Annotated in this window: 26 protein-coding genes; 8 read left to right on the top strand and 18 right to left on the bottom strand. The window is 39.6% G+C overall.

Annotation, left to right across the window (positions count from 1 at the left end):
* Nucleotides 1–18: 18 nt before the first annotated feature.
* The 5 genes from ND812_RS09460 to rplM all read right to left on the bottom strand — a co-directional run bounded on the left by ND812_RS09460 (nucleotide 19) and on the right by rplM (nucleotide 5511).
* Nucleotides 19–516, bottom strand: coding sequence for a YajQ family cyclic di-GMP-binding protein (locus ND812_RS09460; RefSeq protein ID WP_265375242.1), 498 nt, complete (start codon nucleotides 514–516; stop codon nucleotides 19–21).
* A 36-nt stretch (nucleotides 517–552) separates the two neighbouring features.
* Nucleotides 553–3312 carry an alanine--tRNA ligase gene (gene alaS, locus ND812_RS09455; RefSeq protein ID WP_265375241.1) on the bottom strand — a complete coding sequence of 920 codons (2760 nt, stop codon included), beginning with the start codon at nucleotides 3310–3312 and terminating at the stop codon, nucleotides 553–555.
* 49 nt (nucleotides 3313–3361) lie between these two features.
* Entirely contained in the window at nucleotides 3362–4579 is a 1218-nt protein-coding gene (locus tag ND812_RS09450) for an MFS transporter (RefSeq protein WP_265375240.1), read from the bottom strand.
* Between the two features lie 82 nt (nucleotides 4580–4661).
* Entirely contained in the window at nucleotides 4662–5057 is a 396-nt protein-coding gene (gene rpsI, locus ND812_RS09445; RefSeq protein ID WP_108958275.1) for a 30S ribosomal protein S9, read from the bottom strand.
* A 1-nt stretch (nucleotide 5058) separates the two neighbouring features.
* Nucleotides 5059–5511, bottom strand: a complete 453-nt coding sequence (gene rplM / locus ND812_RS09440; protein WP_015675928.1) for a 50S ribosomal protein L13 — start codon at nucleotides 5509–5511, stop codon at nucleotides 5059–5061.
* 78 nt (nucleotides 5512–5589) lie between these two features.
* On the opposite strand from rplM, the gene thiL reads away from it, so the two are divergent.
* Nucleotides 5590–6498 carry a thiamine-phosphate kinase gene (thiL, locus tag ND812_RS09435; protein WP_265375239.1) on the top strand — a complete coding sequence of 303 codons (909 nt, stop codon included), beginning with the start codon at nucleotides 5590–5592 and terminating at the stop codon, nucleotides 6496–6498.
* Here the strand turns inward: thiL and ND812_RS09430 are convergent.
* Entirely contained in the window at nucleotides 6477–7742 is a 1266-nt protein-coding gene (locus ND812_RS09430; protein WP_265375238.1) for an ATP-binding response regulator, read from the bottom strand. The genes thiL and ND812_RS09430 overlap by 22 nt on opposite strands.
* 69 nt (nucleotides 7743–7811) lie before the next feature.
* Complete coding sequence (gene pcnB, locus ND812_RS09425; protein WP_265375237.1) at nucleotides 7812–9287, bottom strand: polynucleotide adenylyltransferase PcnB; 1476 nt, start codon at nucleotides 9285–9287, stop codon at nucleotides 7812–7814.
* A gap of 67 nt (nucleotides 9288–9354) precedes the next feature.
* On the opposite strand from pcnB, the gene ND812_RS09420 reads away from it, so the two are divergent.
* Nucleotides 9355–10356, top strand: coding sequence for a M23 family metallopeptidase (locus ND812_RS09420; protein ID WP_265375236.1), 1002 nt, complete (start codon nucleotides 9355–9357; stop codon nucleotides 10354–10356).
* 202 nt (nucleotides 10357–10558) lie between these two features.
* Here the strand turns inward: ND812_RS09420 and ND812_RS09415 are convergent, their stop codons facing one another.
* Nucleotides 10559–11005 carry a DoxX family protein gene (locus ND812_RS09415; RefSeq protein WP_108958270.1) on the bottom strand — a complete coding sequence of 149 codons (447 nt, stop codon included), beginning with the start codon at nucleotides 11003–11005 and terminating at the stop codon, nucleotides 10559–10561.
* Nucleotides 11006–11144: 139 nt separating this feature from the next.
* On the opposite strand from ND812_RS09415, the gene ND812_RS09410 reads away from it, so the two are divergent.
* Together ND812_RS09410 and ND812_RS09405 are read left to right on the top strand one after the other, a co-directional pair.
* A complete protein-coding gene (locus tag ND812_RS09410) occupies nucleotides 11145–12071 on the top strand; it encodes a prolipoprotein diacylglyceryl transferase (protein WP_265358184.1) in 927 nt (308 codons plus the stop codon).
* The gene (locus ND812_RS09405; protein ID WP_265375235.1) at nucleotides 12068–12898 is read left to right on the top strand and encodes a crotonase/enoyl-CoA hydratase family protein; all 831 of its coding nucleotides are present in this window, start codon (nucleotides 12068–12070) and stop codon (nucleotides 12896–12898) included. The genes ND812_RS09410 and ND812_RS09405 overlap by 4 nt, the downstream gene beginning before the upstream one ends.
* A 16-nt stretch (nucleotides 12899–12914) precedes the next feature.
* Here ND812_RS09405 and ND812_RS09400 read toward each other — a convergent pair whose 3' ends face one another.
* A complete protein-coding gene (locus ND812_RS09400; protein ID WP_167879856.1) occupies nucleotides 12915–13070 on the bottom strand; it encodes a hypothetical protein in 156 nt (51 codons plus the stop codon).
* 79 nt (nucleotides 13071–13149) lie between these two features.
* Between ND812_RS09400 and ND812_RS09395 the strand changes: the two genes are divergently transcribed.
* Complete coding sequence (locus tag ND812_RS09395) at nucleotides 13150–14001, top strand: tetratricopeptide repeat protein (RefSeq protein WP_265375234.1); 852 nt, start codon at nucleotides 13150–13152, stop codon at nucleotides 13999–14001.
* Nucleotides 13986–15812 carry an AAA domain-containing protein gene (locus tag ND812_RS09390; RefSeq protein WP_265375233.1) on the top strand — a complete coding sequence of 609 codons (1827 nt, stop codon included), beginning with the start codon at nucleotides 13986–13988 and terminating at the stop codon, nucleotides 15810–15812. The genes ND812_RS09395 and ND812_RS09390 overlap by 16 nt, the downstream gene beginning before the upstream one ends.
* A gap of 15 nt (nucleotides 15813–15827) precedes the next feature.
* Here ND812_RS09390 and ND812_RS09385 read toward each other — a convergent pair whose 3' ends face one another.
* Entirely contained in the window at nucleotides 15828–16481 is a 654-nt protein-coding gene (locus ND812_RS09385) for an adenylate/guanylate cyclase domain-containing protein (RefSeq protein WP_265375939.1), read from the bottom strand.
* Between the two features lie 31 nt (nucleotides 16482–16512).
* The gene (locus ND812_RS09380) at nucleotides 16513–17106 is read right to left on the bottom strand and encodes a TetR/AcrR family transcriptional regulator (protein ID WP_265358188.1); all 594 of its coding nucleotides are present in this window, start codon (nucleotides 17104–17106) and stop codon (nucleotides 16513–16515) included.
* Between the two features lie 182 nt (nucleotides 17107–17288).
* Here ND812_RS09380 and ND812_RS09375 point away from each other — a divergent pair, with 182 nt between their 5' ends.
* Nucleotides 17289–17681, top strand: coding sequence for a DoxX family protein (locus ND812_RS09375; RefSeq protein WP_265375232.1), 393 nt, complete (start codon nucleotides 17289–17291; stop codon nucleotides 17679–17681).
* A gap of 154 nt (nucleotides 17682–17835) precedes the next feature.
* Here ND812_RS09375 and ND812_RS09370 read toward each other — a convergent pair whose 3' ends face one another.
* A complete protein-coding gene (locus ND812_RS09370; protein WP_265375231.1) occupies nucleotides 17836–18399 on the bottom strand; it encodes a hypothetical protein in 564 nt (187 codons plus the stop codon).
* A 2-nt stretch (nucleotides 18400–18401) separates the two neighbouring features.
* Complete coding sequence (locus ND812_RS09365; RefSeq protein ID WP_265358191.1) at nucleotides 18402–18857, bottom strand: MarR family winged helix-turn-helix transcriptional regulator; 456 nt, start codon at nucleotides 18855–18857, stop codon at nucleotides 18402–18404.
* Between the two features lie 340 nt (nucleotides 18858–19197).
* On the opposite strand from ND812_RS09365, the gene ND812_RS09360 reads away from it, so the two are divergent.
* Complete coding sequence (locus tag ND812_RS09360; RefSeq protein WP_265375230.1) at nucleotides 19198–19587, top strand: hypothetical protein; 390 nt, start codon at nucleotides 19198–19200, stop codon at nucleotides 19585–19587.
* 106 nt (nucleotides 19588–19693) lie between these two features.
* Here ND812_RS09360 and ND812_RS09355 read toward each other — a convergent pair whose 3' ends face one another.
* Genes ND812_RS09355 through nrfD form a run of 5 tightly spaced genes read right to left on the bottom strand, consistent with a single transcriptional unit; the run spans nucleotide 19694 to nucleotide 24004 of the window.
* A complete protein-coding gene (locus tag ND812_RS09355) occupies nucleotides 19694–20209 on the bottom strand; it encodes an Lsa16 family lipoprotein adhesin (RefSeq protein ID WP_265358193.1) in 516 nt (171 codons plus the stop codon).
* A gap of 10 nt (nucleotides 20210–20219) precedes the next feature.
* Nucleotides 20220–21470, bottom strand: a complete 1251-nt coding sequence (locus tag ND812_RS09350) for a hypothetical protein (RefSeq protein ID WP_265358194.1) — start codon at nucleotides 21468–21470, stop codon at nucleotides 20220–20222.
* 8 nt (nucleotides 21471–21478) lie between these two features.
* Nucleotides 21479–22066: a c-type cytochrome gene (locus ND812_RS09345; protein WP_265358195.1), complete on the bottom strand. Its 588-nt coding sequence runs from the start codon at nucleotides 22064–22066 to the stop codon at nucleotides 21479–21481.
* Nucleotides 22063–22629, bottom strand: a complete 567-nt coding sequence (locus ND812_RS09340; RefSeq protein ID WP_100716672.1) for a DUF3341 domain-containing protein — start codon at nucleotides 22627–22629, stop codon at nucleotides 22063–22065. Before ND812_RS09340 ends, ND812_RS09345 begins: the two co-directional genes overlap by 4 nt.
* Before the next feature lies 1 nt (nucleotide 22630).
* On the bottom strand, nucleotides 22631–24004 hold the full coding sequence (gene nrfD / locus ND812_RS09335; RefSeq protein WP_100716671.1) for an NrfD/PsrC family molybdoenzyme membrane anchor subunit: 1374 nt from the start codon (nucleotides 24002–24004) through the stop codon (nucleotides 22631–22633).
* Nucleotides 24005–24008: the final 4 nt, after the last annotated feature.

Genomic DNA, 24008 nt, shown 5'->3' with positions numbered 1-24008 from the left:
TTTCTTTTCTGTCAGGTTTTACCCTTTGAAGTTCGTAAAATTGGCATCAAAATTGAAATTCGCATTGCGGATGGCTGCCATCACCTCTTGCAAATCGTCCTTTTTTTTACCAACCACACGCACCGAATCCCCTTGGATTGTCGCTTGGACTTTTAATTTTTGGTCTTTGATGAGGGTTGTGATTTGTTTCGTTTGTTCTTTGTCCAAACCGTTTTGGATTTTCACTTTCATCCGAACCGTTTGACCTGTGGCAGGTTCCACTTTGGAATCAAAATCAAAGGCCTTGAGACTGATGCCTCGTTTTGCCATTTTTGTCGTAAGGACATCAACTACCTGTTTCAATTTGATTTCGTTTTCCGAAGTCAAAACCAGTTGGTCGTCTGTGATTTTGATTTCGGAATTGGATCCCTTAAAATCAAAACGAGTTTGGATCTCGGTCATCGCTTGCGAAACAGCATTTTGTAATTCGGGACGATCGAGTTTTGATACAATGTCAAAGGAAGGGTCTTGAGCCATTTTGATTCTCCTATTCTGTTTCCTACAAACTGAAATTTACGATAATTTTGTTTTGGCAAGGGAAAGGGCAAACTCTAGGGACTTGGCAACAGACTCTGGTTTTTTACCACCACCTTGTGCCATATCAGGTCGTCCCCCACCTTTTCCATCTAACATCACTAAGGTTTCTTTTAGCATCTCACCACAGTGAATGCCTTTGTCATTTAGAACCTTATTACACATAAAGACGAGGGTACTTGATTCCCCTTCTGTGGTTCCAAACAAACAAAGGATCTCTGGTTCCTTTGCTTTGAGTGAGTCTGCCAAATCTTTAAGAGCTTTTGCATCAACTGATGGAAATACTTCTGTTACCACTTTGCCTTTGGCAAACTTGTGGGCCTTTTGTAAAAGACCATCTACAAGTTCTGGGTTCATTTGGAACTTTTGTTGTTCTAATTTCTTTTTTGCTTTAAAAAGCGAAGAGGATTTTTCTTCGAGTTCCGTTTCCAAATCCTCTCGGAGTTTCCGAAGACCTGCTACCGCTGTTTTCCCATCCTTTAGAAAAATGGATTGTAAACCTTCTGGCGATGGAACTTCTTTTGCAATTCCAAACTCCTTCAAGTCACCAAATGCCTCTTTGGCAGAAAGGTTATGTGTTTCAATTTTGGATGCCAAGGTTTGGAACTGTTGTAAAAAATAAGACACAACCGATTCCCCACAAATGGCTTCAATCCGTCGATTTCCTGCACCAGGGCTCCCTTCTTTTACGATCGCAAAAAATCCAATATCTTTGGTGTTCGTTACATGGGTTCCACCACAGAATTCTTTGGATTTTTCACCCATGGACACCACTCGCACAAGGTTTCCATACTTTTCATCAAACATGGAAAGAGCGCCTGATTCTTTAGCTTGGTTTAAGTCCAAAACTTCAGTTTTGACAGGGATATTGGCACTCACTGCTTCGTTTACATCCGATTCAATTTGAATGATCTCTTCTGGAGATAATGCTTTGGGATGGGAAAAATCAAACCTAAGGTAATCCGCCGAAACAATGGAACCTTTTTGGGTTACATGAGTTCCTAAAATCCTTCGGAGTGCCCCATTTAACAAGTGTGTACCGGAGTGGTGGTTGGCAAGGTTTTGCCTACGTTCGACTTCAATCTCCGCTTCGACCACATCCCCAACAGAGATATTTCCCTTCAATACCATACCCATGTGAAGGAAGGTATCATTTTCTTTTTGGGTGTCTTGGACTTGGAATTGGAAACCATCTTTTTTGAAATAACCAGTATCACCTATCTGCCCACCACCCTCTGCATAAAAAGTAGTTTTGTCAAGAACGATGACTACCTCTTCCCCTTGTTTGGCGGAACTAACTGACTTTCCATCCACAAAAAGATACAAAACCTTACCTTTTGATTTGGATTCCGTATACCCTAAAAATTCTGTTTTTAATTCGGGAGAAGCGGAAAGTCCAGTCAGGTATTGGATTTTTTTCCCTTTCCAACTCGCACGAGATAAATCGCGATCTTTTTCGAGTTCTTCTTCAAAACCTTTGTCATCGAAGCGAAACCCACGGTCCTCTACAAGTTCCTTTGTCATCTCACGAGGGAACCCATATGTGGAATACAATCGGAACCCTTCTTTTCCTGTGACAAGTGTTTGTTTGTTTGCGGTTAGATGGGAGAGTAAGGATTCTAATTCTTCGAGTCCCACTTCTAATGTGTGTAGGAAAAGTTCTTCTTCTTTTTTTAAGATGGATTCAATGTCTTTTGCTTTGTCTTTTAGTTCTGGGTAACGAGCCGAATACAAATCTTTTAGAGTGCCAACAAGTTTGTATAAAAACGGTTCATGGATTCCAAGTTTTCTTGCAAAAAGTGAGGCACGTCGAATCAGACGACGGATTACATACCCACGTCCTGTGCGGTCAGGGTAAATCCCATCCCCGAGAGAAAAAAAGACAGAACGTGAATGGTCAGTAATCACACGAAACGATTGTTTGCTGGATTGATTATATTGGAAACCCGACAATAATTCTATTTTTTGGATGATGGTTTTTAATTCATCTGTGTCATAAACCGAGTCCACTTCTTGTAATAACATGGCCACACGTTCGAGGCCAGATCCTGTATCAATGCCTGTTTGTTTGAGAGGAAGAAGTTCACCCGAGACAGTTTGGTTGAACTGGTTAAAAACTAAATTCCAATATTCTAAATAACGGTCACAGTCACAACCTGGTTTGCAATTGGGGTTATTGCCACAAGTGGGACCACCTTTTTCTGGTCCTCTATCCAAATACAATTCGGAACAAGGTCCACAAGCTCCACTGTCTCCTGCAGGTCCCCAAAAATTATCTTTTTTACCAAGGCGTACAATTCGTTCTTCTGGAATTCCGGCATCCATCCAGATTTTTTTGGCTTCATCATCATCTAAGTAAATGGTCACCCAAATTTTATCTTTGGGAATTTCTAAATGGTTTAGCGAAAAGTCTAACGCGTATTCGATGGCTTCTTTTTTGAAATAATCACCGAAGGAAAAATTTCCCAACATTTCAAAAAAAGTACAATGCCGTTCCGTTTTCCCTACAACTTCCAAATCAGTTGTGCGAACACATTTTTGAATGGAAGCAGCTCTTGTGTATGGAAGCTCCACTGCCCCAGTGAATAGAGGTTTGAACTGTACCATACCTGCAGTTGTGAATAAAAGTGTGGGATCCCCTTTGGGAATGAGACTCGAGGAAGGCACAATGGTATGTCCTTTCTCTTGGAAATAGTTCGTGTACAACCTTGCGATTTCTTGGACGGTTTTCGACTTCATACACTTACACGGAAATCGGATTTGCCTCCTAGGGCAAGGAATTTAGAACTTAACTTTGCCTTAAATCTTTGTAACGAAGGAAAGAAAAGAGGGAGATCACAAGGAATCCTAGACCAAGTCCTGTAAATGTCCAAAGGCTTCCCACTGTATCATTTAAAAAGGCAGCAAAAAATCCAGAAACGGCAGGTGTGAATTGGAAACAAACTGTGTAGAGAGATAAGATCCTACCCCGGAGTCCATCTTCCGCACGTTTTTGCAATATGGCAGGCATCAGACTCGACAGTACTCCACCGGAAACTCCAAAACAAAAAAGAAAGAAGGAAGTGGCCTTTGCCTCATAAAAAGGTACAAAACCTAAAAAGAAAAAAGAAGACAAACCGAAGACAATCAGTAATACCAATCCCTTTCTTTCCAAATGGTGGTATACGATGGTAAAAATCCCACCTAAAAATAATCCAGGCCCAAGAAACATTAACACAGACCCCCGTGCTAACTCACCAAGTCCCAATTCTAGTTTTACATATTGAGGAAGGACCACTTGGATAGGACCCAAAGCTAACATACTAAACACTGCAATCCACATCACCTGTCTCGAAACAGGGTCTGAATGTAAAAATCCTAAAACTGCTCTTAAATTTTCTACCAATGAGGAAATTTCGGTTTTGGGGATCGTTTTCTCAAGATTACCTTGTGAAGACGGGGATTTTTTATCCTTCTCGTTTAACTTTAATAAGGAGAAAGCAAACATCGATAATGCATGTAAAAAAGCTAAAACCAAAAATAGTTTTGAGTAAGATTCAAATTCTCGAATCCAACCGACAACTAATGGACTCATCCCAAAGGAAAATATCAAAAGTAAATTTCCAGCAATTGTATGGAATACAAGCCTGTGCGATTCCATTACTTCTCGGAGAAGTGCCATCCTACCTGGCAAAACCGTTGTCATCCCAATTCCATTGAGAAAAGCCAATGGTAATAAGAATAGTGGATAAGTTTCAAAAATTTGGGTCAATCCACCTAACAAAAATGCTGCAAAACATAGAAAAAACTGAAATCCAACGACTACCCACTTCTTGGAATAATGATCGAGCAAGTATCCCGTATACAAAAAGAAAAGTGGAAAGGGTAAAAACAAAAAGAAAAAAACAATCCCTGAATACCCTTTTACAACCGTTAACGTCTGTGTAAAAATCACAAGCGAATATAAAAAACAACTGCTGGCAAAGGTTCCAAAAGCGAAGGCAAGGTAAAAGATGATTTGGTTCATGGGTGGATTTGTTGTCCTAAGTGAAAAAAAAAGCCTCCCAAAGGAGGCTTCTCTATCGGAAAAAAAAAGAGGAAATTTCCGATTAACGTTTTGAGAACTGAGTTCCTCGACGTGCTTTGTGGAGACCGTATTTTTTACGTTCTACCATACGACTATCTCGAGTGAGGAAACCTTCTTTTTTCAAAGTAGGTTTGAGTGATTCATTGAAAGCAACAAGAGCACGAGCCACTGCGTGACGAATTGCTCCTACTTGTCCAATCACTCCACCACCAGATACGTTGAGTGCGATATCATATTTATCACGAGCATCTAAAACAAGTAGAGGCTCAAGTGCACGGCGAACTAAGTGTTCCCCGTTTTTAATGTAATCTTTTACATCTTTATGGTTTACTGTGATTTTTCCAGTTCCAGAAGCGATTTTTGCTCGTGCAACAGATGTTTTGCGTCGGCCAACTGCCCAAACTGCTTTTTGCGCCATATTATTTCAACTCCAGTTTTAGGGGCTTTTGAGCTCCTAGGTTGTGGTCATTGCCTGCGAACACACGGCAATTTTTTAACATTTGGTCACCTAATTTTGATTTAGGTAACATTCCTTTCACTGCTTCCATGATCACTCTTTCTGGGTTCTCTTGGATGAGTTTGTGGAAAGCGATCGCAGTCATACCACCTGGGTAACGGGAGTGGTGGTAGTATATTTTTTGTTCTCTTTTGCGACCTGTTACAGCCACTTTAGAAGCATTAACGATGATGATGTTATCTCCACAATCTTGGTTCGGTGTGAATGTAGATTTGTGTTTTCCGCGAAGTCGGGAAGCGACTTGACTTGCCAATCTTCCGAGAGTCTTATCAGTTGCGTCCACAACAAACCACTGTTTTTGTACGGCTTCTTTTGCGATAGAAGGGGTCTTGTGGGCTTTAGACAATAGTTCCATAAGTACGAGATTTTCCTCTTTTATGTCAGGATTTTCGGTTTTCACAGTGGGTCAAACAAATTTATTGGAAACGAAGCTTTGAAAGAATCAGATATCATCCGAACCCTTTTTGGAACAACCCCTCCACCTGAGGACGATTGTTATTATTTGGCGCCAAACCGTCTTGTCACCACCGATTCCCTTTCCGAAGGAACCCACTTCCTCCATGAATGGTCAAGCCCCGAAATCCTAGCAGGAAAACTGGTAGAAGTGAATGTCTCGGACATCACAGCATCGGGTGGTGTTCCTAAAGAGTGTTTTTTAAACCTGGGCCTTTCCCCTACCTCTCGAAAACAAGATTGGGTCAGGAGGTTTGCCAAAGCTCTGAGGGTTTCCCTCCACCAATATGGAATGAAACTCGCTGGTGGCGATACCTTTTCCTCCCCCACAACCCAATTGACACTGACAGTGGTAGGTACGGTCAAAAAACCATGGCTTCGATCGGGTGGAAAACCAGGCGATTACCTCTATGTCACCGGGGATTTAGGCCAAAGCCTACTCGGGTATCATTCTTTAAAAAAGAATTGGAAGGGGAAAGATTTTAAACTGGCCATTGAAAAACACCTTTTGCCAAAATCCAAACAGATCCTACAAAAACCACTCTCAAAGGTTCGAATCCACGCTTGTATGGACATCACAGATGGACTCATCCAAGATGCAGAAAGGTTAGCACTTGCTTCCAAAGGAAAACTTACAATCCAAGTGGAATCCGTCCCCTTACACCCGTTTGCTGTAGAAAAGATAGGAGTGGATTTTTGCCTTGGTTCAGGGGAAGAATTGGAACTTTTGTTTTTATCACCAGACATCCTACCAAACCAAATTGAATCCATTCCTGTGACGATGATCGGTAGATTTGAAAAAGGAAAATCTGGAACAAAATTTCTAAGAAAGGGAAAAACCTACGTGCCCAAAACCAAAGGGTTCCTTCACTTCAAAGAGGAAGAATAAGGGAGTGTGATTTTAAACTCGACCTTAGGTTCCACTTTCTCTCCTAAATGATCAAATATATTTGATACAAGGACTGAACCACCAAACTTCTGTATGGTTTCTTTCACTAGAGAGAGCCCGATTCCAAAATCAAATGTTTCATACCGTTCATATAGATTCTTTGTTAATCGAAAGAAAGGCTCAAAAATAAGTTCTAAATACTCATTCGGAATTCCTTCTCCTATATTCAAGTCTTCACCAACAATATTAATCACAGAAATTGAAAAATCTTCTTGTTTTAAGTTTAATATTACAAAAATCGAAGTAGATTCTTTTGAAAATTTCAATGCGTTAATTAATAACTCGCGAAATACCTTTCGAAAATAGACTGGATTCCAATGAATTTTCTTTGTGTCAATTTTCATAGTCTCAATATCTGACAATATTAATCTTTGGTGTTTAATTTGAGTAAATGGATACAGTTCTTTTGACAGGGCGACAATCTCTTGCCATAAGCTTGGAAGAGTTACCTCCTCTACCTCTACTCGATCAAAAATAATATTTTCTATTTCAGTAAATGTATTTAAGACTTTTTTTGAATAATCCGCATTTTCCTCTAGAATGGATAAAACTTCTTTTTCTAAGATATAATCTCCAGTTTCAGTTTGTTGCATTCCTTTGATGATATCAATGATTTGAACTAAAATTCCGAACCCAGCTCCTTGGGATAAACTAGCTCGCAAAACATGGAATAAATTTTTATGTAACTCCTGAGAATTGAATTCACGTTTTTCCAAGGAACGATTCTTAAAACTATACCAATCCAGGAGTTTCTCAAGAGAAATGATTTTCTCTTTTTCTAAAATGGATTTTTGGTAATCAAATGACCTTTTAGAAAGATGATATTCAATTTTTTTAGAAAGTTCTTTCGGAAGGACAGGTTTGATCAGGTAATCCTGCACATTTTCCTTCATCACTTCAATGATCGATTTGCTTTCTGATTCAGAAGACACAACGATTATAGGTATATGGGAATTGATTTTTCGAATTTCTCTTACTAAATCAATTCCGCTTCCATCTGGCAGAATTAGGTCTACCAAAAGGAGATCATAGTTGTTCAAACCTTCAATTTCTAGTTGGTGTAAGACTGGTTTGATTCCAGAAAAAACAAAAAAATCACAACCAATTGGACGAAGTGCTCCTTGGTATAATAATGCTGTGGTTGGGTCGTCTTCTACAATTAAGATTTTAGAAAGTATTTGCATTCCATAACTCCCAAATCATTCGACGAGAGTTATGGACAAAAATCTTCTTTAGACTCTAAGGAATGTCTTTTATTCCTCAGTATCTTGATGTTCTAATGAAGGGTTACGGTTTTCGGTTGCCTCACCTTTCCCATTTTCATGAGTTTGGTTTGACCCAGAATCCTGTTGGTTCTGGTTTCCGTTCCCTCTTCGATCACGGTGTTTTTTACGTGGTGGGCGTTTTTTATTGCCTTCTTTTTTACGGTTCTGTTGGCCAAACTGATGGCTATCTGGTTTTGGTCTCTGTCTGAGTGAAATTTCCCAGAAAAAAGCAGTTTGTACGGCAGCTTCGTTGTTTTCGGAAATGGCAACAATTTTGTACACCATAAACGCATCGTAAAAATAATCCTTCTTTTTGAAGAAAGAATTTTGCCTTTCTTTTTCATCGTCAGTGATATGAAAACGAGGTTGGCTAATGAAAATTTTTACCAAATTGTCTTGTTCCCGTTTCGGGATTCCCATCCGTTCAAAAACAGGTTGTAAACTTTCTTTAATGTTATGCGCTAGGTGACCACGATCGTTTTCATAAAGGTCTTTTACGATATCGTAAAAAATTAACGAATAAAAAATCGCTGGTGTCATCTCTTCTCTCGCCGAGAGAAGTTTGTCAGTCACAGCAAGTCGTTTTCCAAGTGGTGTGTCCATAAAGTGTTCACGCCATTCTGGATCGGTTTTTTTCAGTTTATCCGCTGGTTCTTTGAACAAAACATCGAGTAGGTGGTTTTCTGCAAGTCCTTCAAAAATGATGGATGTTTTCCAAGTACGAAACATTTTGTTGTACTCTTCTAGAAGTCTTGCTGTGGATGATTTTTCGAGTTCCAAACGGTTCTTTTTAATTGCCAGTTTGGTTTTTTTCTCGATATCAAGTCCGAGCAAAACGGAAAACTTCACTGCTCGTAACATACGAACAGGATCTTCTTTGAAAGAAATATCTGGATCACCAATGACCCTAACGATTTTCTTTTGGATGTCCTCAAATCCACCTACGTAATCCAAAATGGAATCGTTTTTAGGATCGTAAAACAATGAATTGATGGTAAAGTCGCGTCTTGCCGCGTCTTCCTTTGCTGTACCGAAGGAATTGTCCCGCTTGATGAGATAATCGTTTTCTGCTTTGTGTTTTTCCAAACGATGTTCCGGTAGTGAACGGAACGTAGAAACTTCAATAATTTTGCCTTTAAAAATGATGTGTACAATTTTAAATCGTTTACCGATGATCCGGCAGTTATTGAAGATCCTTTTGATTTGGTTTGGTGTCGCACTTGTGACAATGTCAAAATCTTTTGGGCGTTTGCCCATCAGCAGATCTCTGACTCCTCCACCGACTAAGTAGGCCTTGTAACGAAACTTGTTCAATCGATTGATGATTTTGATGGCATCTTCATCGATATTGGCCCTGCGTATGGAGTGAGTTTCTCGATAGTATCTCTTTCCCTCGGGGTACATCAAAAAGGAATCGACAGAGTCGGCTTTCTTTCTGAAAAGAGAAGTGAGAAATTTAAACATATTGGATTCATCCACTTTCCCCTGAAAAATGGCATGGGCAAGGAAAAAATTGGCTGGATAACGAACATTGGCAGAAACTTACGTCACAACCGCCTACGAAAGGCTCCAAATTGCACATTTACGGTGGCGAAAACGCTTACAAAAGTGGATTTCCCGCAGCCGAGAGAAGGTGAGTTTTGTCCTCATCCCCAATGATGAAAAACCCCTCGCACAAATTGAAATATCAGTAGGGATGCTTGGTTTCCTTTTTGGACTTTCTGTTTCCCTTGTCCTTTTATCCTTTAGTCTCCTTCTTTATTTTTCCTTTTTCTTTGAACGAAACCTATCTCTCGAGAAAAAAACAGAAACCCAACTGGTTTCCTTTTTATTTTACGACCTTCTCTCGAAAGACCTCCGCGAATCTGTAGAAGAATTGGAATCCATGACGGAATCTCTCAATTTACTTGCTTGGGAAGAAATCCCAGAAAAAGAAATGATCACCCAAGATTATCTCTTAAAAGAAGAGTTTCGGAAAGATGCAAGTGAACTCGATTCGAATTTATTACTCTTCCAACAAGTAGTCACCACCTACACTCAGTTTGGTGTAAGACTAGGAAACCTTGTCCCCAATTTTCAAAATGCCATCGATTACCTATCCATGCGAGAGAGTATCTTTTATTCCATGCCAAGAGGGCGGCCTCTGAAACCTGGTGTTGGTGTGGTGACATCCACCTTTGGGTATCGCAGTGATCCATTCGGAATTTTACCCGTGGGGGAATACCACTCAGGCATTGACTTTGCAGCTGGTGAAGGAACTCCCATTTATGCAACGGGGCCTGGGATCATTGCTGTGGATACAGCGGTTGGTGGTCTTGGAAAATCAGTACGGATCAACCATGAAAATGGATTTTTTACTTTGTATGGCCACTGCTCTCTCATTCTCGTGAATCCAGGGGATCGTGTGAAACGTGGTGATAAAATTGCCCTAGTCGGACAAACAGGAAAAGCAACAGGAGCCCACGTCCATTATGAAGTGCGAATTGGCCTTGATGCTCCTCTCGACCCAGAAGAATACATCAACCTAGACTGATTCCCTCAAAAAAAATACCAGAGAAACGTTTGGATCATTCAATCTATTTGGGAATCTGAATTTTAAAGAGGAATGGGAAATATTACCAGGAACATTTTGAAAGCCCAGATTAGGACTTTTGTGATGAGAACCAACTAACCTTGTTTAGAATTAATTTTCCAAACAAGGATTCGTTGAGAGTTTTCTCTTAGGCTATTTGGTCTTAGAACTTACCGATTAAGTTAAAATCAACTGAATACACTCCAGCTCCACCAACAACTAAAGCAATGAGAAGTCCCGCAGCTAAGATATGGAATTCATACCCTTCTCCTTTTTGGTTTCCATTCCAATTGATGAAAAAACCGTTATGTCTGTGAGCGATGAATGCCGCACCGATCATGATGATGGTAATGGACAATGCTGCAAATTTTGTTAAAAATCCCACAAGTAGAAGTACAGATCCAACAGACTCACCAAGAATAATGAGAACAGCAAGGATCCCTGGGAATTTCATGGTTCCTGTGAAAAATCCGTAAGTTCCTTTGAAACCGTAACCACCAAACCAACCTAGAAGTTTTTGGGCACCGTGTGGGAAAATCACAACAAAAGCTGTGATGCGTAGGATAAGAGGGATGATGTCCCCAGATGTAGAAAATAATAAATCGAACATAGTGAATTCTCCTTAAATCAATATTAGATAGTTTAATATTGAACTATCTAGAGTCAAGCTATTTTTCGTTCCTTTTTTCTCCTTTATCCCGATTTAAATTCTCCTTTCCCCTGTGGGCGTAGAATTTACCCTTTCCCCTATGTTAGATCGAATTCCGATTCCCAATCCCTTTGGCTGGGAGGGTCTGTCCACTTTCAGCCTTCTTATGATGTTAGCCTTTCTTGTTGGTTCCTATCTTCTCCCAAAGGAACTGGAACGAAAAAAATTAGATCCAAACCACTCCGATTGGTTGATCTTTCTTGGGATTTTAGGCACCCTCATCGGTGCAAAAATTTTCTTTATCTTTGAAATCTGGGACCAAGTGTTCATCGATGTTCCTGGTTATGATGGCAAGTATTCTTATCCTCTCACCCACTGGAACGGATTCCCTGGTCACCCGGGATTATGGTCTTCTCTTTTTAGTGGTGGTGGTCTTGTCTTTTTTGGTGGTCTTCTTTTTGGCTGGCTCTTCATCACCTTATACTTCCGTTATTATAAACTGGATATCGGTGCTTATTATGATGCAGTGATTCCTGCGATTAGCATGGGTTATGCGATTGGTAGGCTCGGTTGTTTTGTAAGTGGAGATGGTTGTTACGGATTTGCCACTGATGAAAGGATTCCATTTTTTGTATTTGAATTCCATGGAGCTCATCCGTCTGGAGTTCCCGTTTGGAATACACCTGTGATGGAATCCATAATGGCCTTTGGTTACTTTTCCTATTTTCAATTTTGGGCACGTTACCAAAACTTTCGCAAATGGAGCATTGGTGCACAGTTTCTCATCATCCATGGGTTTGCAAGACTCATCATTGAATTTTTGCGAGTGAATAAAGCGGTGATTCCATTTTTTGACCCACCAACTCTTGTCAACATTCCTGATGCCAATGGAAACCCTACTTTTCTTTCTGGTTATTACTGGCATGGATTTTCCCAGTCACAATACATTGCGATTGGTCTTATCCTCTTTGGAGTGTATCTGATGGTTTCCAAAAAACTTTGGTTAAAGGAAGAAACAAACGTATGAACCCATCTCCCTTTTTTACAATCGAAAGAAGAAAAAATATTGCGATTCTTTGGCTGAACCGTCCTGAAAAAAGAAATGCGATGAATTGGCCTTTCTGGCGTGACCTTCCAGATATGGTAGCAGAGATTGATGCAGATCCGAAAATTCACTGTTTTGTGATCGCAGGGAAAGGAAAATCCTTTTCAACAGGCCTTGACTTGGAAGAATTTTTCCAAGATTTCAAACCGGTTGTACAAGGTGAACTTGCAGATGGTAGGGAAAAACTTTACCAACTCATCCTTACCATGCAAAAAGGAATCAATGCAGTTTATAATTCTAAAAAACCATCAATAGCACTTGTACAAAAACATTGTATCGGTGGCGGACTAGACTTGGTTTCTGCATGTGACATTCGTTATGCGTCAGAGGATGCTGTATTTTCCTTACGTGAATCAAAAGTCGCAATTGTTGCGGATATGGGTTCCTTACAAAGGCTTCCCCACCTCATTGGAAATGCTCACACAAGAGAACTTGCCCTGACGGGAAAAGACATCTCAGCAACAGAAGCCCTGCAAATGGGACTTGTGACTAAGGTCACTAAGGATTTTGATAGCTTACTTGTGGAAGGGTTAAAAACAGCGGAAGAAATTTCAGAAAACCCTACGATTGTCATCCGTGGTGTCAAACAAGTGCTAAACCATGGAATTGGAAAAACTATCGAAGAAGGTTTGGACTACGTAGCAGTTTGGAATGCAAGTATGCTAGATTCCAAAGATTTCAGAAGTGCCATTAGTGGGTTTATGGAACGAAAACGCCCATTATTCAATCCAGAAACCCGGATCGACTAATGTTTCTGAAAATCACTTAACAATAGATGTCGAGTAACCTTTCGCTATTTGCCACTGGACCCAGTTTTTCTTCCACAGCCAATTTCATCAGTTTTTCTGTGAGTTGGTTTTGTGCCTGGAAAATCTCCTTTGGCAAATTGACAATTGGATTGATAGGTGTAGATGGAACCATGAGTGGACCTCCTTTTACAATCTTTACTCCCTATTCTACCCATCGACGAATCCGTGATTTCCTGAAGTAAAAAATTTTGATGAATCCTTTTTTTTCTCTGATCCGTGAAGCAAAAAAATTGGAAGAGGAAAAGGAATTTACGCGGGCTTTTAATTTGTATGCAGAGAGTGAAGCCTATACAAAAGACGAATCTGCACTCATTAAAATCAAAGCGAAAAAAGCATGGTGTTTGTATTCGGTTGGTAATCCTAAAGAAACAGAAACTGTTTTCCAAGACATCATCCAAAACTATCCATCTCACCCCTTAAGTATTACCGTTTACTCCCGTTATCTCATTAAATTAAAAAAATTTAAATCTGCAAAGGTATTACTCCAAAAAAGTATCCTCCAATTCCCTTCTTACCTAGAAAACTATCTTCTACTTGCTTCCCTCCTCAAAGATATGGAACGATCCGAAGAAGCGATCGAAGTTTTAAAACAGGCTTTGTCCCAGGACCATCTGAGTAATGGCCGTGGGATTGATCGGAAAGACATCTGGGCAGAACTTGGCTCTTTGTATTTTTCAAGAGGAGACTTCAACTCTGCCCTTGCCTCTTTGAAAAAATCCCTAAAAATGGTGGAACCAGAAGAATTCCTTCATTACGACTTACTCGCGTTATGTTACTTGGATGCAGAAGATCCAGAAAATGCTCTCTCATCCATACGAACCCATATCGAATATTGTAAGGAAATTGATCCTGAAACACTTATTATTTTAGCAAGAGCCCATTGCCGATTGGGAAAATTAGAGGAAGCTGCCAATAATCTCATCCAAGCGTATTCCATTGAAGATTCTTTATACCTAAAAGCAGCTGATTTTATCGATTTTGCACCACTCCTTCGGAATGGTTTTTTTACTACCTTGGAGAACATTGAATGGGAAGAGCCATAAAACAGTCGTTTGGTTCACTGGAAGAAGAATTAAATTTCGTAGAACAAATTTTAACGAAGGAACGTGAGGAAGAACGAAATCTTTTTTTAGAAAAGGATTCGGAATCCCAAACAATTAAAGTCGCAACATTTGTTGATATTCGGTTTGTTGTTGGAAATACTTGGAGAGCAGAATTCCAAGTGAATCTTTCTAACAAAGCGAAACATTGGATCAAACCAGGCGTTCCTGTCCTCTTACAAAACCAAACAGAATCCATTTATGGAAATATCTACCAATGGAATGAAACAAAACTCATCATCCAAGTCCGTGGTGATTATGAATGGGAAGGAGAAGAGTATCAAATTCGCAAATGGTTTCCAGAATCCACCTATGATTTATATAACGAAATCATACAAAAAGTAAAACAGACAAAAGAATCGGATTCGTACCAAAAACTCAAATGGATTTTAGGTTATAGTTTGGGAGATAAACCGACTCCACCAAAAAAAACAATGGAGCTTTCCCCGATCGAAAGAATTTTTTCTCTATTTGATTATGGAATGGTTTTTGGGCCACCAGGTACGGGAAAAACCACCTTACTCATGCAAGCTGTTGTCGAGATCCAAAAGAGAAAGGAATCCGTTTTAACTCTTTGTCCAACGAATTTTGCTTGTGATTATATTGTTGAGCTTGCGATCCAAAAAGGCATTCGAGTGATTCGAATGGGGAATTCAACAAAAATAAAAGAGAATGTCCTTCCTTATCACCTGGACCATCTCATCCAGACCCATCCCGATCAAAAACAAATCCAAAACTGGCAAACGGAACTACGAGTACTCCAAAAGAAAATCAACTCTTGGAAACGAAATTTTGGAAAGGAAGAAAGAGAAGAACGTTACCAACAGAGAAAAGAAGCGAAGTTCTTATTAAAAACTATCCGTGATGCGGAAACAAATATTCGAACAAGGTTACTGGATGCAAGTGAGCTCATCGTCTCTACCTTTGCTGGTTTTGGAAACGAATTCAAAAAAGGAAGAGAATTTGATTTTGTATTTGTAGATGAAGCAACCCAAAGTGTGGATCCAGGTTGTTATATGGCACTTTTCTCTGGCAAAAAAACATTTTTTTTCGGAGACCCAAAACAATTAGGTGTGAACTACTCCTTACCAGAACACGAATCCTTCGATAGTTTTTTGGAAAAAGCAATCGGGAATGATTCAGGAGAACGAACGATCTTTTTAGAAAAACAATTTCGTATGAAAAAAGAAATTCTTGGTTTCCCAAACCAGACCTATTATGGGAACCAAGTTTTCACACATCCAGACCTTCAGTTCCAAAACATAGAAGTGATGACTGAGATTTTTGGATCCGATTCTGCCATTCTATGGATTGATACCGCAGGAAGTGATACATTAGAAGAAACAGAAGGAGAGGAACTCAGTTTCATCAATGAAACGGAAATCACACTCATAGAAACACTTATGGAAAAAGGATTACCCAAAGAATCTACAACCATCATTTCACCTTACAGAGGGCAGGTGGAACGTCTCATCCAAAGAGCAAATGGAAGGTGGTACACACAAACCATTGATTCGTTCCAAGGAAGAGAATCTGAGATAGTGATCCTCAGTTTGGTTCGTTCGAACCCTGATGGTGAAATTGGCTTTTTAATGAACCCAAAACGATTGAACGTGGCTCTCACTCGTGCCAAGTCCCATTTGATTCTCATAGGCGATTCGGCAACTCTCTGTGGGCATAAAGAATTCCAAGATTTATACAATTACATCGAAACCCATGGCGAAATTCGTTCCATTTATGAATTTATGGAATGAACCATTCTATTGATCTTACAAAACCACCCATTTAGGCTCATCAATTGTATAAAGTAGTTTGAAGGCACCATCTGAACCAGGTGGAATTTCGTTAATGGGTTCAAAATCAAAATCTGTTGTTTCATCAGCATTTTCTTTGACAGCACTTGTCACAAGAATCTCCCAAGCTTTGGCTGTATCTTCTCCTAGTTTGGAAGCAGCATTCACTTCAGCACCAAACACATCAGTATCCCCTATTTTCAAAATTTTTCCATAACCAAGACCTACACAGAGAAGAATCTGTTCTTCGGCACTCCTTCCTACATTATAACGTTTGCAGGCTTTTTGCATATGGATGGCACATTGGATCGCTTTATTGGTATTACGAAAGAGTACCATTAGACTATCCCCTTCATCCTTCATGAGGATTCCATCATACTCATCTAAAACAGGAATGAGGATTCGTTGTGATTCATAAATGGTTTGCAAAAAATGGATGATTCCAAATTTTGCGACTCCTCTAGAAAAACCAGATAGGTCGGTAAACATCACACACCAAGTTTCTCCAAATAAATCCCAAATTCGTTTATCAATGATTTCATGATTGGAACCTTCCGTTAGGCGTTCTTCTAAAAGTTTTTCCAATCGTTCTTCTGAGGCGGAGGTAGCAATGGTGCGTTTTTGTCCCATGTGATTGAGTATAACCCCATTTAGTGGAATGTCAATGGCAATGCGATTGTAGATGGTCGCGAAACGAAAGATATAAAGAATCGTAGACTTTGCGATCATTCATTACTTTACCCATTGCGAAGGTAGCTTCTTGGAAGGTTACAATAAATTCCGCGAGTTTAAGTGTATCTGTTTTTGGTTTTAGGATTTTTTTCTTTCTGGCAATATCCAAGTAAGTTTTGGTGTTCTGAATCCAATTGGACAAAAGTTCCTTTGCTTTTTTTTGGAACTCAGGATCAATCGAAGACATTTCTTGCCCTAAATTATTCAGCGGACATCCCCTCGAAACAAATTCATCTGGCCATTCGTCAAAAGTTTTTTTAAATGTATGAATGATTCCCTCGACTGGATTATCATATTGTTCCAAAGGCAATATCCAACGATCCAAAATTCCTTTGGATAAAAACTCATCAATGATGGCATAACCAACATGATTCTTTGTAGGAAAGTGGTAAAAAAAGGCACCGATGGTTAAATTTGCTGAAAGTGCAATTTCACGAACACCCACGCCTTGAAATCCGTTTTGGTAAATCAGTGCAAATGCAGACTCTATGATCAGTCTACGAGTTTCCTCTTGTTTCCCCATCCTTCACTTGTTCCTTCATCTCCTATAAAACAAACACATACACAAAAGAGAATACCAATTTGCCCCGAAATCGAGGCCACTCCACGTTCAATCAATTCAGTTGGTTATCCATCTAAATTTTATTGACAACATATCGATTGATATGTTTTTATTGCAAGAACGTTTTTCAAGCAGGTGATGTTATGAACGAAACTAACCAATCCCCAACCTACCTTTGGGTGGGACGAATTCTAAGTGGCCTAGTAATCGCATTTTTACTCTTCGATGCAGGCGGAAAATTAGCTAAAATTGATCCAGTGTTAAAAAGTATGGAAGAACTGGGACTACCTGCCCAAAGTGCAATGACGATCGGAATCATTCTGTTGGTCATCACTGTTTTGTATGCCATACCGCAAACTGCCGCGCTCGGAGCTCTCTTACTCACTGGATATTTAGGTGGTGCTGTTGCCATCCACGTTCGTGTGGAAAATCCACTTTTTAGCCACACCTTATTTCCCGTTTATATAGGAATTCTCCTTTGGGCAGGCCTTGCCTTACGTAACCCAAAAGTAAAAAACCTATTCTGGAATTTCTAGAACAATCAATACAGAATTCTAGGCAAACATATACTAATTATTAAAACAATTGTTTACCGATTCGATGTTTATGTTACCGAATTAACTTGGATCAACTGTTATGACCATCACATAACGGTTGAAGAAATCAAATCATTTCATTCATTTATATTCCTTAACCGTTCAAATTTAGAATTTTAATGGTTAGTGGTACCATTAAAATCGAAATTCCAATATATATAGAAACACGTATATAATTCCAGATCACCCATTTCTTAATATCACTGAATACTTTGAATGAATGCTTATCGATTGTATTTGCCATCGATTGGAACCAAATGATTTTATTTGCGAAATAAATGATAGTCCAAGCTCTCACTCCTATATGAAGGATAAAAAGTAGGAATAAATTGTTACCAATCCCATCTATTTGGTAACAAAATATAAGTGATACTAAGAAGATAATTTCGTGTAATGAATGAAACAAAATCCAAAAATATTTTAAATCTGCAGACTTATACTCTGTATTCAGTAAACCCAAATCAGGAACAGTTCCATTAGCCCAACGTGGTATAAAAACAATTGTTTCAAAAATTTGAGCTCCATTCATTAAAAAATAGATTAGTAGATTTAATAATAAAGTATACTTTGCAATTGATAGAGAATGGTGGGAAACAAAATTGGTTACATCTGAAAGTCCAAACGTTGATGCAAACACAAAACAATTTTCTACTATCATATTCATATCCCATTCGTATCCTTTAAATTTTTTGAAACTTTTTCCATTATCTTGATTGCAGATTCGAAATAACGATGGACGACTTCTATCTCAAGACTTGAAAAACTAGAAATCAATTGGTCCGTTTCTTTTTGTAATTTATTAAAAATTGGTGAAAACAGTTGGTTTGCCTTCTCCAAATTTGGAACAATGAAAACCTTCCGTCTATCAGTTTGTAAAAATTTCCTTTTTACGAGTTTACTCTTCTCCAATCGATCAATGACTCCAGTGATCGCCCCAGTAGTAAGCCCAGATAATTTTGCCAGTTCCCCTGCAGTCATCTCTCCATTTTCTAGTAGGTACCCTAAAAATTTATGATCTGTGCCTGAAAGCCCAACATGCGTTGCGATCGATTCATGCATAAAAAGGGCTGTTTCGAAATACTGACGTGTAGTTTTTTTAAAAATTTCTATTTTCATAAAAAATCCATTAGTTAACAAGCTAATTATCTTATTAACTTAATCTCTTAGTATCTAAGATAGTCTGTGGTTGTAAATCCTTAAATTTCAAATTTTTGAATAATTTTCGAAAGGTAGTTTACCTTCGTTTTAGAATCGAATTTGAAATAGCAAACGATTATGGAGAATCTCATAAATCCAAGATTCAAAAGCTGGTATTTTCCTGATTAAATTGATTACAAATAAAATTCAAAATTATTGAATGGGATCAAACTCCTTTACTAAAACTGCAGATCAAAGGAAACAATGGAACCTCCACCGTTTTCGAAAATAAGGAGTAATACAATCTAGGACTGAGTTGATGATACAAAAACTATTCCAAAAATCCCAACCCTACTCTATTTTTTTCTTAGATGCTTTCGGTGCATCGATATCCTTACTTGTGTTATTTGGTGTGATTTTACCCTTTCAACCTTATTTTGGAATGCCCACAGAAGTGTTATACAAATTAGGAATCCTTGCCAGCATTTTGTTTTTTTATTCCAATACCTGTTTTATTCAAAAACCAAAACTCTGGAAACCGTTTCTTCTCGGTGTGATCTTTGGCAATCTTACTTATTGCGGTGTATCGATGTATTTTTTGATCGAAAATTGGAATCTGATCCAACCTCTCGGTGCTTTTTACTTCATTTGGGAAAAATTCGTGATCTTGGCGATAGTTGCCTACGAAATAGTAGTATTAAAGAAATAAAAGAATCTTCGCAACCCTCAAAAAAAAAGACCCTTGGTTTCCCTTGGGTCTTTTATCCTAAATTTGGCAGAGTAAACTCCGCCAAACCTTAGTTAACTTTGTAAACTTAGTTTTGTTTCAACATGTTTTTGTTTACGTAAGTTTCTTCTTCCAAACCTTTTGTGAGTTCAGAAAGAGGAATTTTTTCCTTCGGAAGGTCCTTCAAATTTCCATACTCAGTCCCTCTAGGGTAATGAGCTTTGTCACTTGGATCGTAAAAAGGTTTTGAATCTGTTACGAGTCCTTTGGAATATCTCCAAACACTGTTTGCCGGATCTTGTCCCACTACAAAACATCTTGGGCTCATATAACCTTCGTTTTTTGCAGTTTGAACTTTAATAAAGTATTTTGGTGCCCAAACGTTATGGTTACGAGCTTCGAATACTTTTACAACAGTTCCTACTGGAACAAATTCTACCACCTTAGAATTAGAATCTGGTTCTGAATACAAAGGAACAGTAAAATCCAAACTTGCTTTGTTGGTTTTGGCATCACAATTTTTATGCCAAGTTACCTCTGCGTTTTTGGAACAAGCTGTTACGCTCATCCCAACGATCAAGAATGCTACTAATTTCAGTTTCAAAACAATTCTCCTATTGGTGGTGGTGAAGGCACTCATCTAAACGAGGGTCACCGACCGGAACTAAACTATGTTTTTCGAACTTTTTGAAGACAAAGAAACCAAAAAGACCAACAACTCCCACTGTTCCGCCAAAGGCTAAAACAAAGTGTAAGATTGAAAATTTTTCAAAGTTTGCAGGGAAAACCAACCAGAAAAGTTCAAAGAACTGAACAGTCAGAATCCATGCAGCTAATTTCCAAAGGAAATCAATGTTTCGTTTGTTCGGACGATTGAGTAACAAAAGGAAAGGAATTACAAACTTCACAAATGGAAGAAGTAATGTTGTGTATCCCCAACCACCTGTCATACGCATCTCATAAAAGAAAGTTTCTTCCGGGATGTTTGCATACCAAATGAGCATAAATTGTGAGAATCCAACATACGCCCAGAAAGTTGTCATACCAAGTAAAAACTTTGAAATGTCATGGTAATGGTTTTCATTCACTGCTTCCCCGAGGTATCCATTTTTCTTGAGAATCGCAATGACAATCAAATACGATGCAAGAGATGTTTGGAATGCGCCAGCAAATGCATACACACCAAACATAGTGGAAAACCAATGTGGGGAAAGTGACATGAGAAGGTCAAACGACATGAGACACCATGAAAGTGCAAAGAAGAGGATAAATCCTCCCGAAATCTTAGCAAGAGTCTTCGTTGTATCCACAACCTTATCTTTGTCTTGGCCGACTGACTTTCCATGGAAGATGTAAGCAAATACTGACCATACTCCAATGAAAAGTACACATCGGATGATGAAAGAGGTTGGATTTAAGTAACCAGATTTGTGGTGGATGAGGTGGTCGTTTTCACGAACCGTCGCATCTGCCCACTCATACAGATCATGCATTCCAAAGATCACTCCCACGAGTAGAAGTCCAGCAACAGGTGCAAAAAGTCCGTAAGTTTCGAAAATCCTACGAACAGTCACCGACCACTGTGAGCCTGTTAGGTGTTGGATCGCTGTGAAGAAAATCCCTGTGATGGAAAGTCCGATCACAAAGTAAGCACCAATGAGTAAGATATGGTATCCTAAATTCGTATGGTGGAAATGACCAGCTTCGTCCATGTGACGAGACGTCTCATGACCAAATCCAAAAAAGGCGATGAGGAAACTCACCACTCCAATTCCGATCATGGCAATGAGGGCATTACGAAGGGACCCTGGCAGTTTAAACTGCAATAATGTTTCGTCTAGTTTCGCTGCTTTTGTAGAGCTCATAATTTCCCCTAGTTCGCCTTTTTATTTTTCACTTCATATTCTTGAAGTTTGCGGATGTAAGCGATGAGCTTCCATCTGTCTTCTGGTTCGATTTGGTAAGCATAACTTCCCATGAGACCTCGACCCATCGTGATGATGTGGTAAATTTGTCCATCGGACCAACCGCGGATTTTATCAGAAACAACAGAAGGAGGTGGTTGTTGGAACTTTGGTGCAGGCCCTACAACAGCTCCGTTTCCAAGACCTTGCACACCATGACAAGGAGTGCAATAAGTTTGGTAACGTTTTTCCCCGATCATCAAATCCCCTAAACTCACCTTTCCAATTGGATTTTTTAATCCTTTGTCTGGACCTGGAAGGGTATCAGGAGTTGCTTCTGCCGCATATGGGTATGGAAAGTATCCTACTGGGATCGCACCTTTTGGTGGAATCCTTGAAGCTGAACCATTGGAAGCAAATGAATCCGCTTCTTGTGATTCTCTTGCAGGAGAGTCATACATATTCGGAAAGTATTCATAAACGGGAGTTTTATAATCACAGTTTGCGACAAAAACTAACGCCACAAGTGCGAAAACTCGAAAGATGTTTTGTTTCATTTTTGGTTCTCCGGTTTCACAACGGTTACTTCGGATCCGCCAAGACTTTTCACAAACGAAACCACATCGGATTCGTTATAACCTTTGGCAGACTTTGGAATCCAAAGACCGAATTTATGAGACGTCAAATCTGGGTGCAGAATTCGACGTGTTGCTTTGGGAATACCGCTTAAAAAACATAAAGCAGCTACTGTATAAATCCCTGCGGCAAATACAGTTAATTCAAAGATGATTGGCACATAGGCAAACCAAGCGTTGAGAGCTTTTCCCGAGATATTGAGAGGCCAGTCATGTGCATGTGTTAAGTATTGGAACAAAATTCCAATCGTGCATCCAAAAATCCCGGCAAAGAAAGTGACCCAAGGGAGTCCTGATCTAGGAGTTCCCATGGCTTCGTCAATTCCATGCACTGGGTAAGGGAGGATACAATCAAAACCGATGTAATCCTTTGCCTTTGTTTTTTCCGCAGCATGCATAATGGCTTCTGGAGTATCGAAAATTCCGAGAACTCCTTCATCCATTTCTTTATATTTATGAAACTGTTCTAATTTTGGAAGATACATACTAGTGGTGTGCTCCTTCTTTTTGTGGCATCACTGTTTTTACTTCTGCAATCGCAATCACTGGCATAATTCGGCACCAGAGAAGAAAGAGAGTAAAGAAGATACCGAACGTTCCGATTAACATCGCGTAGTCGAAAAGAGTCGGTGTATACATAGCCCAGCTGGATGGTAAAAAGTCTCGGTTCAGTGTCATCATGATCACAAAACGTTCGAACCACATACCCACGTTCACTACAAGTGAGGCAACAAACATCACTGGGATGTTGTAACGAAGTTTGCGAAACCAGAACACCTGTGGAGAAAGCACGTTACAGGAAATCATAATGAAGTAAGCCCAACCATATGGTCCAAAAGCTCTGTTCCAGAATGCAAACACTTCGTATTCGTTTCCAGAATACCAAGCGATGAAAAACTCTGTTCCATACGCAAGTCCCACAATCAGTCCTGTTACCATCATGATTTTGTTCATGTTGTCCAAGTGTTTCATCGTGATGTAGTTCTTTAAGTTAAACACTTCACGAGCAATGACCATAAGTGTTACCACCATCGCAAATCCGGAGAAAATCGCACCGGCAACGAAGTATGGAGGGAAGATGGTCGTGTGCCAACCAGGAAGGATGGAAACAGCGAAGTCGAAGGATACGATGGTGTGCACCGAAAGAACAAGTGGAGTAGAAAGAGCTGCAAGGATCATGGAAACGATTTCCAAATGAGACCAAGCTCTTGCCGATCCAACCCAACCAAAGGCTAAGACGTTGTATAAGTTCTTTCTCCAAGTTTCTGTCGCACGATCCCTAAGGGTCGCAAGGTCAGGAATGAGACCTAAGTACCAGAATACCATGGAAATGGAAAGGTAAGTCGATACCGCAAACGTGTCCCAAATCAGAGGGGAACGGAAGTTCACCCAAAGAGGTCCTCTTTCGTTTGGATAGGGAAAGAGCCAGAATCCGAGCCATGGACGTCCTACGTGGAGGATGAGGTTCGATGCTGCAACGAGTACGGCAAAGATTGTCATCGCTTCTGCGGCACGGTTAATCCCTGTTCTCCAACCTTGGCGGAAGAGGTATAATACCGCAGAAATCAATGTTCCTGCGTGACCGATACCAATCCAAAATACGAAGTTGACGACGAAAAATCCCCAACCCACTGGGTTGTTGATCCCGAGTAGGTAAAGACCTTCGTAAAACAAATAACCGATAATGGCTACGTCGATCAGGGTGATCGTCAAAACCAAAAGGAAAGTATTCCACCAAAGTTTGGTTGGGAAATCTTCGTTTGGTTTTGCGATATCAACGGTTACATCTTTAAGCGATTTCCCGCCTGTTACCAGGTCGGGGATATCTAATTTATCTCTAACTGCTTGTGTTAATGACATTCCC

Origin of the sequence: Leptospira limi, from assembly GCF_026151395.1 — a bacterium.
In the GTDB taxonomy this organism is placed as follows: domain Bacteria; phylum Spirochaetota; class Leptospiria; order Leptospirales; family Leptospiraceae; genus Leptospira_A; species Leptospira_A limi.
The sequence above is the reverse complement of the archived record's forward strand: the minus strand, read 5'-3'. Positions and strand labels throughout refer to the sequence as shown.